General features: G+C 58.8%; 15 protein-coding genes. 13 read left to right on the forward strand and 2 right to left on the reverse strand.

Features of this window, described 5'->3' with window-relative positions:
• Positions 1-116 precede the first annotated feature (116 nt).
• The 3 genes from SWE17_RS03575 (at position 117) to ettA (ending at position 4,006) form a co-directional block, all read left to right on the forward strand.
• Positions 117-1,115 (forward strand): tripartite tricarboxylate transporter substrate binding protein, encoded by a 999-nt coding sequence (locus tag SWE17_RS03575; RefSeq protein ID WP_322991762.1) that lies wholly within the window; start codon positions 117-119, stop codon positions 1,113-1,115.
• 52 nt (positions 1,116-1,167) lie between these two features.
• Entirely contained in the window at positions 1,168-2,253 is a 1,086-nt protein-coding gene (locus SWE17_RS03580; protein ID WP_322991763.1) for a 3'-5' exonuclease, read from the forward strand.
• A 91-nt stretch (positions 2,254-2,344) separates the two neighbouring features.
• Positions 2,345-4,006 carry an energy-dependent translational throttle protein EttA gene (ettA, locus tag SWE17_RS03585; protein WP_322991764.1) on the forward strand — a complete coding sequence of 554 codons (1,662 nt, stop codon included), beginning with the start codon at positions 2,345-2,347 and terminating at the stop codon, positions 4,004-4,006.
• Between the two features lie 115 nt (positions 4,007-4,121).
• On the opposite strand, the gene SWE17_RS03590 is transcribed toward ettA, so the two are convergent.
• On the reverse strand, positions 4,122-4,331 hold the full coding sequence (locus SWE17_RS03590; RefSeq protein ID WP_322991926.1) for a hypothetical protein: 210 nt from the start codon (positions 4,329-4,331) through the stop codon (positions 4,122-4,124).
• A gap of 179 nt (positions 4,332-4,510) precedes the next feature.
• On the opposite strand from SWE17_RS03590, the gene SWE17_RS03595 reads away from it, so the two are divergent.
• Positions 4,511-5,230 (forward strand): 16S rRNA pseudouridine(516) synthase, encoded by a 720-nt coding sequence (locus SWE17_RS03595; protein ID WP_322991927.1) that lies wholly within the window; start codon positions 4,511-4,513, stop codon positions 5,228-5,230.
• Here the strand turns inward: SWE17_RS03595 and SWE17_RS03600 are convergent.
• Positions 5,227-6,045, reverse strand: coding sequence for an alpha/beta hydrolase (locus tag SWE17_RS03600; protein ID WP_322991765.1), 819 nt, complete (start codon positions 6,043-6,045; stop codon positions 5,227-5,229). The genes SWE17_RS03595 and SWE17_RS03600 overlap by 4 nt on opposite strands.
• Before the next feature lie 109 nt (positions 6,046-6,154).
• Between SWE17_RS03600 and SWE17_RS03605 the strand changes: the two genes are divergently transcribed.
• From SWE17_RS03605 to SWE17_RS03645, 9 genes are all read left to right on the forward strand, one after another.
• Positions 6,155-7,081 (forward strand): beta-propeller fold lactonase family protein, encoded by a 927-nt coding sequence (locus SWE17_RS03605; RefSeq protein WP_322991928.1) that lies wholly within the window; start codon positions 6,155-6,157, stop codon positions 7,079-7,081.
• Positions 7,065-7,919, forward strand: a complete 855-nt coding sequence (locus tag SWE17_RS03610) for a polysaccharide deacetylase family protein (RefSeq protein ID WP_416234958.1) — start codon at positions 7,065-7,067, stop codon at positions 7,917-7,919. Before SWE17_RS03605 ends, SWE17_RS03610 begins: the two co-directional genes overlap by 17 nt.
• Before the next feature lie 4 nt (positions 7,920-7,923).
• Entirely contained in the window at positions 7,924-8,886 is a 963-nt protein-coding gene (locus SWE17_RS03615; protein WP_322991766.1) for a sterol desaturase family protein, read from the forward strand.
• A 55-nt stretch (positions 8,887-8,941) separates the two neighbouring features.
• Complete coding sequence (locus tag SWE17_RS03620) at positions 8,942-9,172, forward strand: CopG family transcriptional regulator (protein WP_322991767.1); 231 nt, start codon at positions 8,942-8,944, stop codon at positions 9,170-9,172.
• A gap of 9 nt (positions 9,173-9,181) precedes the next feature.
• Positions 9,182-9,589: a type II toxin-antitoxin system VapC family toxin gene (locus SWE17_RS03625; RefSeq protein WP_322991768.1), complete on the forward strand. Its 408-nt coding sequence runs from the start codon at positions 9,182-9,184 to the stop codon at positions 9,587-9,589.
• A gap of 113 nt (positions 9,590-9,702) precedes the next feature.
• On the forward strand, positions 9,703-10,641 hold the full coding sequence (locus tag SWE17_RS03630; RefSeq protein WP_322991769.1) for an EI24 domain-containing protein: 939 nt from the start codon (positions 9,703-9,705) through the stop codon (positions 10,639-10,641).
• A gap of 52 nt (positions 10,642-10,693) precedes the next feature.
• A complete protein-coding gene (locus SWE17_RS03635; RefSeq protein WP_322991770.1) occupies positions 10,694-11,527 on the forward strand; it encodes a competence/damage-inducible protein A in 834 nt (277 codons plus the stop codon).
• Between the two features lie 217 nt (positions 11,528-11,744).
• Positions 11,745-13,160 (forward strand): type I glutamate--ammonia ligase, encoded by a 1,416-nt coding sequence (gene glnA, locus SWE17_RS03640; RefSeq protein ID WP_100117643.1) that lies wholly within the window; start codon positions 11,745-11,747, stop codon positions 13,158-13,160.
• Between the two features lie 72 nt (positions 13,161-13,232).
• Positions 13,233-13,688: a hypothetical protein gene (locus tag SWE17_RS03645; RefSeq protein WP_322991771.1), complete on the forward strand. Its 456-nt coding sequence runs from the start codon at positions 13,233-13,235 to the stop codon at positions 13,686-13,688.
• The last annotated feature ends 29 nt before the right edge of the window (positions 13,689-13,717 follow it).

Consider the following 13,717-nt stretch of genomic DNA (forward strand, 5'->3'; position numbering starts at 1 on the left):
CAAGAAGGTGCTTCGATGTCATTTTGAGCGAAGGTTATGGGTTCAAACCCCAATTCAACATCAAGGTGGGTTCGCCTAGACTGCGTGGCATCAACAAACCGCTCACGCGCATGACCATGAAACGCTTTTCTGACCGCCGTTCCTTTCTTCAAACTGCCGCAGTGGCTGCGACCACTGTGGCCGCCAGCACACCTTGGGTCAATGTTTGGGCGCAGACCAAGTGGCCTGCCAAACCCATCCGGATCATTGTGGCTTTCCCGCCCGGCGGCTTGACCGACGCCTTGGCCCGCAGCTATGGCGATCACCTGGCCACCAAGCTTGGCGTTCCCGTGATCATCGACAACAAGCCAGGTGCGGGCGCCATCATTGGCATCGACGCAGCGGCCAAATCGCCAGCCGATGGTTACACCCTGGTCATGAGCACCTCGGGCACCTTCTGGCAAAACCGCATTCTGTATTCCAAGCTGCCTTACAACCTCGACAAAGACTTGACCCCGGTCACCGTGTTCCCCTCGGGGCCTCTGGTGGTGGGCATCAACGACAAAATTCCGGCCAACACCATGGCCGAATTCGTGGCTTGGGCCAAAAAGAACCCGGTGTCCATGGGCACCTATGCTCCTGGCTCGTACCCGCACATGGTGGCCGACCAGACCAACCGCGTGCACGGCACCCAAATCCAGTCAGTCCATTACCGGGGTGAAGCCCCCATGTGGCTCGACGTGGCTTCGGGGCAGTCGCAAATTGCCATTGGCAGCTATCTGGCCTTCAATGCTGTGGCCAGCCGAGGCGTGCGTGCCATCGGCGTGACCGGCAGCTACCGCTCACCCAAACTGCCCAATGTGCCCACCCTCATGGAGCAAGGTGATACCGCCAAGTTGGTGACTTTGGAAGGCGGCTTGCCCTTGGTGGCCCCCGCAGGAACGCCTGAAGCTGTGCTGAAACTGCTGGCCGACGAAGCCGTGGCTTGGTCCAACACCGACAAAGCCGCCAAGCTGCGCGAGACCTTTGCCATCCCCAACAAGCCCAAAAACCTGGCCGGCACCCGCAAGGACTGGGAGGGCGAAGTGCCCGTTTGGATCAAGCTGGCGGTGGACTTGGGCATCAAGCTCGACTGAACTTTTCTGACCAGCACCGTGGCGCTCATGCATCTGCTGAAATAATGCGGGCATGAGCAAAACAGACCAGATGAGTTTTTTCGGCTTTGAGCCCGAAGCTGCCGGAAAACCCACCAAACCCGCCAAGGCTTTGAATCTTGAAAGCCAGGTGGTCACAGCGGCGGCTCCTGCCCAGTCGCAGGTGGTGTTTGCGGCGCCGCCAGCAGGGCCCGCTGCTGACCCGCTTACAGCGCATGTTTCCGACCCCGAAGCCATGGCCCAAGTGCTCGCGCAGCACCCCGACTTTCGCGTGTTGCGCCGTTTGCAGCCTGTGGCTGACTATGGCGGCTTGCAGGGACAAGCCACGCAGCGGGTGATCGTGCTGGACACCGAGACCACAGGGCTCGACAGCAAAAACGAAAAAGTCATTGAGCTGGCCATGTTGTCGGTGTTGGTGGACACGGTCACTGGTTTGCCAGTAGGGCCGGTCACCATTTACGAATCGTTCGAAGACCCCGGAAAACCGATTCCGCCCCAGATCACCGAAATCACCGGCATTGACGACAGCATGGTGCAGGGCCAACGCATCGACGACGCGGCCGTGACCGCGCTGGTGCAGGCGGCCGATTTGGTCGTAGCGCACAACGCCGGGTTTGACCGGCCGTTTGTCGAGGCGCGTTGGCCTGTGTTTGCGACCAAGGCATGGGGTTGCTCTTTTCAGGGCATTGATTGGAAGAAAGAGGGCAGCGGCTCAGCCAAGTTGGAGTTTTTGGCGTCTGAACGGGGATGGTTTTACGACGCACACCGGGCTCAGGTGGACTGCCACGCGCTCTTGCAGGTGCTGTCGTCCAAGCTGGGCGACGGGCAAACTGGCTTGGCGCGACTGCTGGCTGGGTCCGGTCAGACCCGTTACAAACTCCGGGCCACCGGAGCACCCTTCGAATCCAAGGACAAACTCAAGGCGCGTGGCTACCGTTGGGATGGTGACGGGCGGGTGTGGTGGTGCAACCTGGCCTCGGACGAGCTGCTGGATGCCGAGTGCGATTGGCTGCGGGCCGAGGTCTATGGACGCCGCAACGCCACGGTGCTCCTCGAGGCCCTGGACAGCTTGGTGCAGTTTTCGGCGCGGCCTGGCCAGCAGACTGGTCGAGAGTTGTAGGAGGCCAGCCCCCAGGGCGAAGCTTGTTTAGGGCGCATCACGCCAAGCGGGGATAATGCGCCCTTATTGGTATTTTTTCAGGCGGGTATTCATGGCTCAATATGTATTTTCGATGAACCGGGTTGGCAAGATCGTGCCGCCCAAACGTCATATTCTCAAAGACATTTCGCTGTCTTTCTTCCCCGGCGCCAAGATCGGCGTGCTGGGCACCAACGGCTCGGGCAAGTCCACTTTGCTCAAGATCATGGCGGGCATCGACAAAGAGATCGAGGGCGAAGCCATTCCCATGGCGGGCCTGAAAATCGGGTATCTGCCCCAAGAGCCCGTGATGGACCCTGAGCAGACCGTGCGCGAAGCCGTCGAAAGCGGCATGGGCGAAGTCAAGGCCGCGCAAGCCCGCCTGGAAGAGGTGTACGCCGCCTACGCCGAAGAGGACGCCGACTTTGACGCCCTGGCCGCCGAGCAGGCCAAGCTCGAAGCAATCATCTCCACCGCGGGTGACGCGTCTGAACACCAACTCGAAATAGCTGCCGATGCGCTGCGCTTGCCCGCGTGGGACGCCATCATCGGCAAACTGTCTGGTGGTGAAAAACGCCGTGTGGCGCTTTGCCGTTTGCTGCTCTCGCGCCCAGACATGCTGTTGCTGGACGAGCCGACCAACCACTTGGACGCCGAATCGGTGGACTGGTTGGAGCTGTTCTTGCAGCGTTTTTCGGGCACTGTGGTGGCCATCACCCACGACCGTTACTTCCTGGATAACGCTGCCGAGTGGATTTTGGAACTCGACCGGGGCTCCGGCATTCCCTACAAAGGCAACTACTCCAGCTGGCTGGAGCAAAAAGACGCCCGTTTGGCCACCGAGCAGCGCACCGAAGACGCGCGCTCCAAAGCCATGAAGAAAGAATTGGAGTGGGCGCGTGCCAACCCCAAGGGCCGTCAGGCCAAGAGCAAGGCCCGTTTGGCCCGCTTCGAAGAGTTGAGCGACCACGAATACCAAAAGCGCAACGAAACCCAGGAGATCTTTATCCCTGTGGCCGAGCGCTTGGGCAATGAAGTGTTCGAGTTCAAGAACGTCAGCAAGTCCTTTGGCGACCGTTTATTGATCGACAACCTGAGCTTCAAAGTGCCTGCGGGTGCCATCGTTGGCATCATCGGCCCCAACGGTGCCGGTAAATCGACCCTGTTCAAGCTGATTGCAGGCAAAGAGCAACCCGACAGCGGTGAAGTCACCATCGGTCAGACCGTGCGCATGGCCTTTGTGGACCAGAACCGTGACGACCTGGACAACAACAAAACCGTTTGGGAAGACGTCTCGGGCGGTCTGGACATCATCAACGTGGGCAAGTTCCAGATGGCCAGCCGCGCGTATTGCGGGCGCTTCAACTTCAACGGTGGCGACCAGCAAAAGAAGGTCGGCATGTTGTCGGGCGGTGAGCGCGGCCGTTTGCACTTGGCCAAGACCCTTATCGAAGGCGGTAACGTGTTGCTGCTGGACGAACCCTCCAACGACTTGGACGTGGAAACTTTGCGCGCTTTGGAAGACGCGCTCTTGGAATTCGCGGGCTCCATCATGGTCATCAGCCATGACCGCTGGTTCCTGGACCGCATTGCGACGCACATCCTGGCTGCCGAAGGCGACAGCCAGTGGGTGTTCTTTGACGGTAACTACCAAGAGTACGAAGCCGACAAGAAGCGCCGTCTGGGCGAAGAAGGTGCCAAGCCCAAGCGCGTGCGCTTCAAGGCATTGAAGTAATCAGCTGCTTGAAAAAAGCAACGGGCCCTTCGGGGCCCGTTGCTTTTGGTGGTTGCAAACAATGATGGTGTTGTGGGAGGCCGCCCCTGCGGCCGAATGCTTACCTACCGACCTGTCAAGCGATCAGCTTAGCCTGCGCTTTGTCGGCCCACAGTTGCAAACTGTCCAGCAGGTCTTTCTGGCTGAAAGAGCAGCTTTCCTCGCTGAAGAGGGCGCTGGCTTCGATGCGGTCTAGCAAGTTACCCAGCACTACCCCGTATTTTTCTGGCAAAGGCAAGTCGGCGCTGCAGCCTCGCCAAAGACGGATCATGTCCATTTGTGGCATGCCACCTTGGCGAGACATGGCCAGCGCGTCGGTCATGCGTGTGAGGGTGTCGAGGGCTGCGCTCATGGGTTTTGTCTCCTGCGTGGAACTCTGGCCTGTGTCGTCGGGCCAAGTCTGTGGTCAAGGGGGTATTTTCGCGGCGACAATCATGCCCCATGAAAGCCAAATCTCTCAAACCCATGCGCCTGGAAGACATTTTGTACAGCCAGGGTTTCGGCACCCGCCGGGTGTGTGCCGGTCTGGTGCAGCAAGGCCATGTGCAAGTCCAAGGTGAAACCGTCACCGATTCGGGCGAGTTTTTTGACCTGCAGGGCCTGCACTTCACGGTGCAAGGCACCGATTGGCCGTTCAAGGAGCACGCCTATGTGTTGCTGAACAAACCCGCGGGGACCGAGTGTTCGCAAAAACCGTCGACCTGGCCGAGCATCTACACGCTGCTGCCTGCCCCCTTGCGCCAGCGTCCGCAAAAAGCGGCGGTGCAAGGCGTGCAGGCTGTGGGCCGCTTGGACCAGGACACCACGGGGTTGCTGCTGCTGACCGATGACGGCCAATTCATCCACAAAATGAGTTCGCCCAAGCACCATGTGCCCAAGGTTTACGAAGTGACCACCAAGCACCCGATCACGACCGAGATGGTGGACAAGTTGCTCAGCGGCGTGGTGCTGGACGATGACCCCAAGCCCGTGAAAGCCGCAGCTTGCGAGGCTTTGGGCGAGTTGCACCTGAAGCTGACCCTGACCGAAGGCAAATACCATCAGGTCAAGCGCATGCTGGCGGCCGTAGGCAATCGGGTCGAAGGCCTGCACCGCTCGCAAATCGGCGGTCTGGTGTTGAACGATTTGGCGCCAGGCCAATGGCGTTGGCTGAGCGACGAAGACTTGGCTTTGCTCAAGCCTTAAATCTGCTGGATGAAGCGCTGCACCGCTTGGGCCATAGCCTCGGGTTGATCTCGGTGGGGGGAGTGGCCGCAATCAGGCAGTTTCAGCAGCTGCGCATGGTGCACGGCGCGGGCAATGTCGTCGATTTGTGCCATCGTGCCGTAAGGGTCTGTTTCTCCCTGAATGGCCAGCAAAGGTGCTGAAATGCCCTGCAGCTCAGACCGAATGTCAAAACGGCGAAAGGCCTCGCTCAGCCAGACATCGCTCCATTGCCAGAACGCACAGTCCACATCGGCATGAAAAGGGGCCAAACGCTGGCGCAGGGGGCCATTTTCGTAGGCGTTTTTGGCTGCTTGGATGGCCTGAATCGACAAGTCTTCCACCATCACATGGGGGGCCATGACCACGCAGGCCGCCACTTCAAAGTGGCTCGCGTGAATCAGGGCAATGGTGCCGCCGTCCGAGTGGCCGACCAACACAGGTCGCTCAATGCCCAGGTTGTGCAGCAAGGCGGGTAGTATTTCCAGCGCTTCGTGGTGCATGTAGTCGGGCAACAAGCGGCCTTGACGTTGGCTGGGTTCACCCGCCGAGCGAGATGGGCCGCGCACATCGGGTACGGGCTCGGATTGACCATAACCCCGTCTCGAATAGACCCAACCCGCACAACCGAGTTGCTGGCACAGCTGGGCAGGCCAGTCGCGCCACAGGGCCACGCTGCCCAAACCTTCGTGCAAAAAGACCAAAGTGTGCGGGCTCTGGCCCCTTGGAGGCTTAGGCAGTTCCAAAACCTCCAAATGCTGCTTGTTGATGACCATGGTGGATAACGGGTAAGGCATGAAATGGCGGGATGTGGCGATTACACTTGACGGTGATTTTGAAAGCGTTTTTGTGAATTATTTGAGTTTTGTCGTTAAGTTGTTGGTTGGACTTGCTTTTGGTTTTCAGATGGTGTCTGTGGGTGCACGAGCACCTGTTTTTGTGCTGAATTCTTTGGACGGCAATGTCAGTGTGATCGATCCCGTGACTTGGACTGAGAAAAAACGCATTCCTACGGGCAAAGAGCCCCACCATTTGTACCTGACGCCCGATGAGAAGTCCGTCATTGTGGCCAATGCCATGAGCGATTCGCTGACCTTCATCGACCCGCGCACCGCCCAGGTGCAGCGCACGGTCACCGGTATTTTGGACCCTTACCACTTGCGCTTTTCTCCTGACATGAAATGGCTGGTGATTGCCGCCAACCGCTTGGACCATGTGGACATTTACCGCTGGGATGGGCAAAACGCTCACTTGGTCAAGCGCATCCCGACGGGCAAAACCCCCAGCCATTTGTGGATCGACAGCAAAAGCCAGGTGGCATGGGTCACCATGCAAGACAGCAACGAGGTGGTGGCCATTGACCTGGACAAGCAAACGCTGAAATCACGTACCGCCGTGGGGGCAGTCCCAGCAGATGTGTTTGGCACCCCAGACGATCAATTTTTGCTGGTGGGCCTGACAGGCGGAGATGGCGTCGAGGTGTATGACATTTCAGGCAAACAGCCCCAATTGTTCAAAACCATCCCCACAGGCAAGGGGGCGCATGCCTTTCGTGCGCTGGGGGACAGGCGGCATGTGATGGTCAGCAACCGGGTGAGCAACACCATCAGCCAGATCGATTACCTGAACATGACGGTGGTGGCCGATTTTCCAGGGCCTGCTGGTCCGGACTGCATGGACATCACCGCCGATGGCAAAACGATTTTGGTGGCCTCTCGGTGGGCCAAAAAACTCACGGTGATCGACATCCCCACACGCAAAGTGGTGCGTCAAGTCCGTGTGGGTAAATCGCCCCATGGGGTGTGGACACTGGACCATGCGCCTCGCCATTGAGCTGGGTCAAGTTGGTCTAGCCAGCTCTCTGTGCCTGGGCGCTATGACCGCCTCTGCTGCGCCTTGCGACAAGCCGGTCTACCTCACGTTTGACACGGGCCACATGGGTGTGGCGCCCCTGATCGCGGAGGTGCTGCAGCGCCAAGAGGTGAAAGTCACCTTCTTTGCCGCGCATGAAAAAACCCAAGAGGGCGATGGCACGCTCGGCCAGCATTGGGCCCCTTGGTGGCGGGCACGCGCCAACGAAGGGCATGCATTTGCCTCGCACACCTGGGACCACGCTTACTGGCGTGCCGACCTGCAGGGCGATGCCCATACCGGCGGTGTCCAGAAATTCCGCATCCGTCCCAGTTCAGGGGCACAGGCTGGCCAAAACCTGGTTTGGACGGCGAAAGCTTATTGTGACAACCTGAACCAGGCCGCCCGACGCTTGCAGGTGCTGACTGGGCAAGTTCCGCTGCCGCTTTTCAGGGCTCCGGGTGGCAAGACTTCGCCAAGGCTGATCGAGGCGGCGCGGCAATGCGGCTATGCCCATGTGGGTTGGGCCGATGCGGGTTTTCTGGGGGACGAGTTGCCCAGCAACACTTACCCGAATGCCCAGTTGTTGCAAAAAGCGCTCAAGACCATCCGTGCTGGCGATGTGTTGATGGCGCATTTGGGCATCTGGTCCCGTCAAGACCCTTGGGCGCCAGCCGTGCTGGAGCCTTTGATCGTTGGCCTGAAAGCGCGGGGCCTGTGTTTTGCCACCCTGCGCGAGCATCCGGCTTACCGCGACTGGATTCGCCAGCGCCCCATGACCCTGCAGTCGGCTTCGGTTATGCCGGATTCGAGACAATGAAGGCATGGACTCCCTGATCGCCCCTTTTGATTGGCTCCAGCAAACGCTTTTTGAAAGCGTTTTGCAGCCCATTGCTTTTGCGATGGGCCAAGGCCATTGGCTCGAAAAAGCTTATGAAGGCGCGGGCTGGGTGGTGTTGGGCTTGCTGCAAATCGCGGTCATGCTCACCGTGATCGGTCCGATGCAGCGCCAGTGGCCAGTCGAGTCACAGCGGGACCGACAAGCCATTGGGGTGGATGTGGGGTACACCCTCATTCACCGCTTGGGCCTGTTCAAGTTGGGCATGTTCTTCACCCTCGACTACGCCTTGGAACAGGGCTGGGGCGTTTTGCGCGGCCAAGGCTGGCCCACCTTCCATTTGGACAGTTTGTGGCCCGGGATCACCGATGTGGCCTCGGTGAGTTTCGTGCTGTATTTGGTGGTTTTTGACTTGGTGAATTACGCCATCCATCGGGCGCAGCACCGGTCCAGCGCCTGGTGGGCCTTGCATGCCTTGCACCACTCGCAGCGCCAGATGAACATGTGGAGCGACAACCGCAACCACCTGCTGGACGACATGCTGACCAGTTTGCTGGTGTCGGCTGTTGCTTTGCTCATCGGCGTCGGGCCGGGCCAGTTTGTGGCGTTGGTGGCCATTGGTCAACTGAGCGAAAACTTCCAGCATGCCAATGTGCGCATCTGGTTTGGCCGCATCGGCGAGCGGCTGTGGGTCAGCCCGCGCTTTCACCGCAGGCACCACAGCATTGGCATCGGTCACGAGTTCGACGTGCAAGGCCGCAAGGTCTTGGGCGGATGCAACTTCGGCGTGTTGCTGCCATGGTGGGACATGCTGTTTGGCACCGCTGACTTTCAGCTGCGCTACGACCCCACAGGCGTGCGCGATCAGGTGGAGCAGGGCCGTGACTATGGTCGCGGATTTTGGGCGCAGCAGTGGCAGGGGCTACGGCGTTTGATGGGCAGGGCTTGAAGTATTTTTTAAAACACATATACTTGCACATATACTTGTTTTGAGGGGTGGGCTCATGTCACAAATCACGCTTTACCTGGATGACGCAACACAGGCTTTGGTGGATGAAGCAGCCAAGGCCAACGGTGTCTCCAAGAGCCGTTGGGTCGCCGACATCATCCGCACCTATGCCTCTCACGAATGGCCCAAGGATTGCCTGACACTGGCCGGTCGTTTTGCAGACTTTCCCTTGCGCGAGGACGGCACCCTCCCGCAGCCCGCCGATGTGCCGCGTTTGGGTTTTTGAGGGCCTTACATGTTGGTCCTAGACAGCAACACCATCAGTTATTACTTTCGGGGCGACCCAGTTGTTGTGCCGCGATTTCAAGCCGTGCGCCCCGCGGATTTGGGGGTTCCAGCGATTGTGGAGTACGAGCTGCGCTATGGTTTGCTGCGACTGCCACAAGAGGCGGCGGCACCTCGGCTGGAGGCCTTGGCGCAACTGCTCAGACCCATGCAAATGCTGCCATTCGATGCCGAATGCGCGGCGCATGCTGCCCGCATCCGTGCCACCTTAGAGGCAGCGGGCACACCAATTGGCCCGCATGACACGCTGATCGCAGCCACCGCGCTGCGGCATCAAGCCAGCTTGGTGACGCGCAATGTGCGTGAGTTTGCGCGTGTGCCGGGCTTGCATGTGCTCAATTGGCATGCGGATGCTTGATGTCTTGGTTAAGTTGCTTGTCCTGAAGGTTTGATGCGGCGCATTTTGTCGCAGTGATGCGGAGAACGCGTCGTATTGCATTCGTCTAAATGCCTGCTGTTAAGCTTTCGCCCATGAAACTCCTGATCGATTCCTTTTGGCGCTCGGCCATGTATTGCCTGTACCCCAGGGTGATCGTTTTGTCGGTGTTGCCCTTGGCGTTGATCGTGGCCTTGTCTTGGTTATTGGGCTATTTGTATTGGGACACCGCCGTCACGTTTGTCCGGGCTTGGCTCGATGCCAGTTCTTGGTTGGCCTTGGTTTGGGGCTGGTTGGAGGGTGTGGGTTTGGCCAACCTGAAAACCGTGGTTGCGCCCTTGTTGGTCATCTTTTCTTTCACGCCGCTGGTGGTGGTGGCGTCGTTGCTGGCGGTGTCGTTTTTGATGACCCCCGCGCTCACGCGCTTGGTGGCCGAGCGGCGGTTTAACGGCCTGCAGCGCAAGCAGGGCGGCAGTCTTCTCAAAAGTGTCTGGTGGACTTTTTTCTCGTTGCTGCTCGCGCTGGGGGCTTTGGTGCTCACCCTGCCCATGTGGTTGGTGCCGCCACTGGCCTTGTTGTTGCCCGCTTTCATTTGGGGTTGGCTCACCTACCGCGTCATGGCCTTTGATGTGTTGGCCGAATTTGCCAGCACCGAAGAGCGCGAGACCCTCATGGCCCGCCACCGCATGAGCTTCTTGGCCATGGGGGTGATCACCGGGCTCATGGGCGCTGCGCCCAGTTTGGTGTGGGCTTCGGGCGCTTTGTTTGCCGCGGCGTTTGTGATCTTGGTGCCCGTGGCCATCTGGATTTACACCTTGGTGTTTGCTTTTTCATCGCTGTGGTTTGCCCACTTTGCCCTGGCTGCCTTGCATGCTTTGCGCGATGAGCCTCGCGCTGCCGCCGTGGATGACGTGTTGGATGCGGCGCCATCTGAACACAACCCTGCTTCGCCCCACACCTCAGCCCGTCTGGGCCCAGACGACCAAGCCAAATCGGACAGCGTCACCGATGTGGAGCCGCGCGCCACCACTTGATGGAAGAAGCCAAGGCCCACTTTCTGAACTGTATTTCCCCATCTTTGAACCCATGACTTCTCTCTCCACCCCCACTTTTGGCCTGATCATCATTGGCGACGAAATCATGTCTGGCAAACGCCAAGACAAGCACATGCCCAAAGTCATCGAGTTGATGAACGAGCGTGGCTTGACTTTGAGTTGGGCCGAGTACGTGGGCGATTCGCCTGAGCGCATCACGGCCACCTTGAAACGGGCTTTCGAGTCGGCCGACGTGGTGTTCAGCTGCGGTGGCATCGGGGCCACGCCGGACGACCACACGCGCCAGTGCGCGGGCAAAGCATTGGGCGTTACGCTCGCTTTGCACCCCGAAGCCAAGCTCTTGATTCAAGAGCGCATGCAAGACACCGCCAAAGAGCAGGGCGTGGCTTACGAGCCTGATCGCCCAGACAACATCCACCGCTTGAACATGGGCACCTTCCCAGCGGGCGCAGACATCATTCGCAACCCGTACAACAAGATTCCGGGTTTCAGCTGCCGAGGCACCGGGGGCGGTGCTGTGCATTTTGTGCCGGGCTTTCCTGTCATGGCTTGGCCCATGATCGCGTCGGTGCTGGATGCGCAGTACAGCGCCCATTTCCGCCAGAACGCCTACGTTGAGAAATCGGTGATTGTTTTGGGCGCGATGGAGGCGACCTTGACCCCGCTGATGGAGTCGATTGAAGCCGCACACCCCGGCGTGAAGGTATTCAGCCTGCCCAGCGTGGACCACCCGCAGTGGGGTCGCCACATTGAATTGGGCGTTAAGGGCGAGCCAGCCCAAGCCGATGCGGCGTATGCCGACTTGCGGATCGGCCTGAAGACATTCACCTTGGAATACGGCCCCGAATTGGTGCGACAAGCCTGATTGCACCAAAATAATGCAAAATTGCACCATAAAAGTGCATTTCTGCGATCCCGGCTTGGTCCTCTGAAGTCCTTTTTTTATACGGAGTCCGGGGCCATTGGGGCCGGCTCAGGGCACAATCACGGGTTGTTGGGTGGTGCGGTGGTGGCCAAGTTGGCACAGAAACTGCAAGACCTGCAAGCAAGCTTTTTAACCCCTTTCCATTCAGGAGAATTTGATGGCCAAGACCGTCGCAGACGTGATGAAGATGGTGAAAGAGAACGAAGTCAAGTTCGTTGACTTCCGTTTCACCGATACCCGTGGCAAATGGCAGCACATCACTGCGCCCGTGTCGCAGTTTGACGAAAGCAAGTTCGAAGACGGTCAAGCGTTTGACGGTTCTTCTATTGCTGGCTGGAAAGGCATTGAAGCTTCGGACATGTTGTTGATCCCTGATGCCAACAGCGCCATCATCGATCCCTTCTTCGAAGAAGTCACACTGGTTCTAATCTGCGACGTGATCGAACCCACAGACGGCAAGGCCTACGAGCGTGACCCACGTTCGATCGCCAAGCGCGCTGAAACTTATCTCAAGCAATCGGGCCTGGGCGACACCGCCTACTTCGGTCCAGAGCCAGAATTCTTCTTGTTTGACGAAGTGCGTTGGAGCACCGAGCCAAACAACACTTTCTACGCCATCGACGAAGCCGAAGCCCCATGGAACAGCGGCACCAAGATGGACGGCGGCAACAAAGGCCACCGTAACCGCGTCAAGGGTGGCTACTTCCCAGTGCCTCCAGTCGACAGCACGCACGACATGCGCAGCGAAATGTCCCTGATCCTCGAATCCGTGGGCATTCCGGTCGAAGTACACCACCACGAAGTGGCTGGCGCTGGTCAGTGCGAAATCGGCACCAAGTTCTCCACACTGGTCGAGCGCGCTGACTGGACACTGCTGCAAAAGTACGTGATCCACAACGTGGCCAACGCTTACGGCAAAACTGCCACTTTCATGCCCAAGCCTTACGCTGGCGACAACGGTTCCGGCATGCACGTTCACCAGTCCATCTGGAAAGACGGCAAGAACCTGTTCGCAGGCAATGGCTACGCTGGTTTGTCTGAATTCGCTTTGTTCTACATCGGCGGCATCATCAAGCACGCCCGTGCCCTGAACGCGATCACCAACCCCGGCACCAACAGCTACAAGCGTCTGGTTCCTCACTACGAAGCCCCGGTCAAATTGGCTTACTCGGCCAAGAACCGCTCCGCCTCGATCCGCATCCCCAACGTCGCCAGCGACAAGGGCCGCCGCGTGGAAGCCCGTTTCCCCGATCCATTGTGCAACCCTTACCTCGGCTTCGCAGCCTTGTTGATGGCGGGCTTGGACGGTATCGAAAACAAGATCCACCCCGGCGAAGCAGCGACCAAAGATCTGTACCACTTGCCTCCAGAAGAAGACAAATTGGTCCCCACCGTTTGCTCCAGCCTGGACCAAGCTTTGGACGCACTGAACGCCGACCGCGCTTTCTTGACCAAAGGCGGTGTGTTCACCGACTCGTGGATCGACGCTTACATCGACTTGAAAATGCAAGAAGTCAACCGCAGCCGCGTCGAAGTGTCGCCTGTCGAATACGACATGTATTACTCGCTGTAAGCGGACATGCACGGCATTGCACTCACCTGTGCAATCCCCCAAAGGACGGTTTCGGCCGTCCTTTTTTTTGGGGTGCTGTTCCTGGGGCTGTTGGGCAGTGGTCACTTGCAAGCCCAAGAGGCCATTTACCGCTGCGGCCAGGAATACACCAATGCCCCGAAAGACCTGAGTCTCTGTGAACGTCTGCCTCAGCAATCGGTGACCCTTATCTCGGGCCTTCGTCCTCAAGGTACGACGCCAAATACGACGCCAAAGGCTGCGGCGCCGCAGCCGAGTCCCCGCACTGTTTTGGCGCAAGAGTTGGCCCGCTTGGAAAAACAGCACCAAGCTTGGGCCCAAGAGGTCGAAATGCTGATGTCCCAAACAGGGACGGCTGAATACGGTGCAGCCCCCAAAAATCAAGACCGGGTGGCTGCCCTGCATTTGGCGATGGAGCGGGCCGAACGAGAGATGGAAACCTTGCAACGTGAAGCGGCTCGCGGCCCACAAGCTGCTTTGCCTGGGCCCATGCCGGTTGCCAAACCTTGACCTTGGATGTCCCGCACAATGCCCCACGC

This window comes from Limnohabitans sp. (genome assembly GCF_034680285.1).
In the GTDB taxonomy this organism is placed as follows: domain Bacteria; phylum Pseudomonadota; class Gammaproteobacteria; order Burkholderiales; family Burkholderiaceae_C; genus Limnohabitans_A.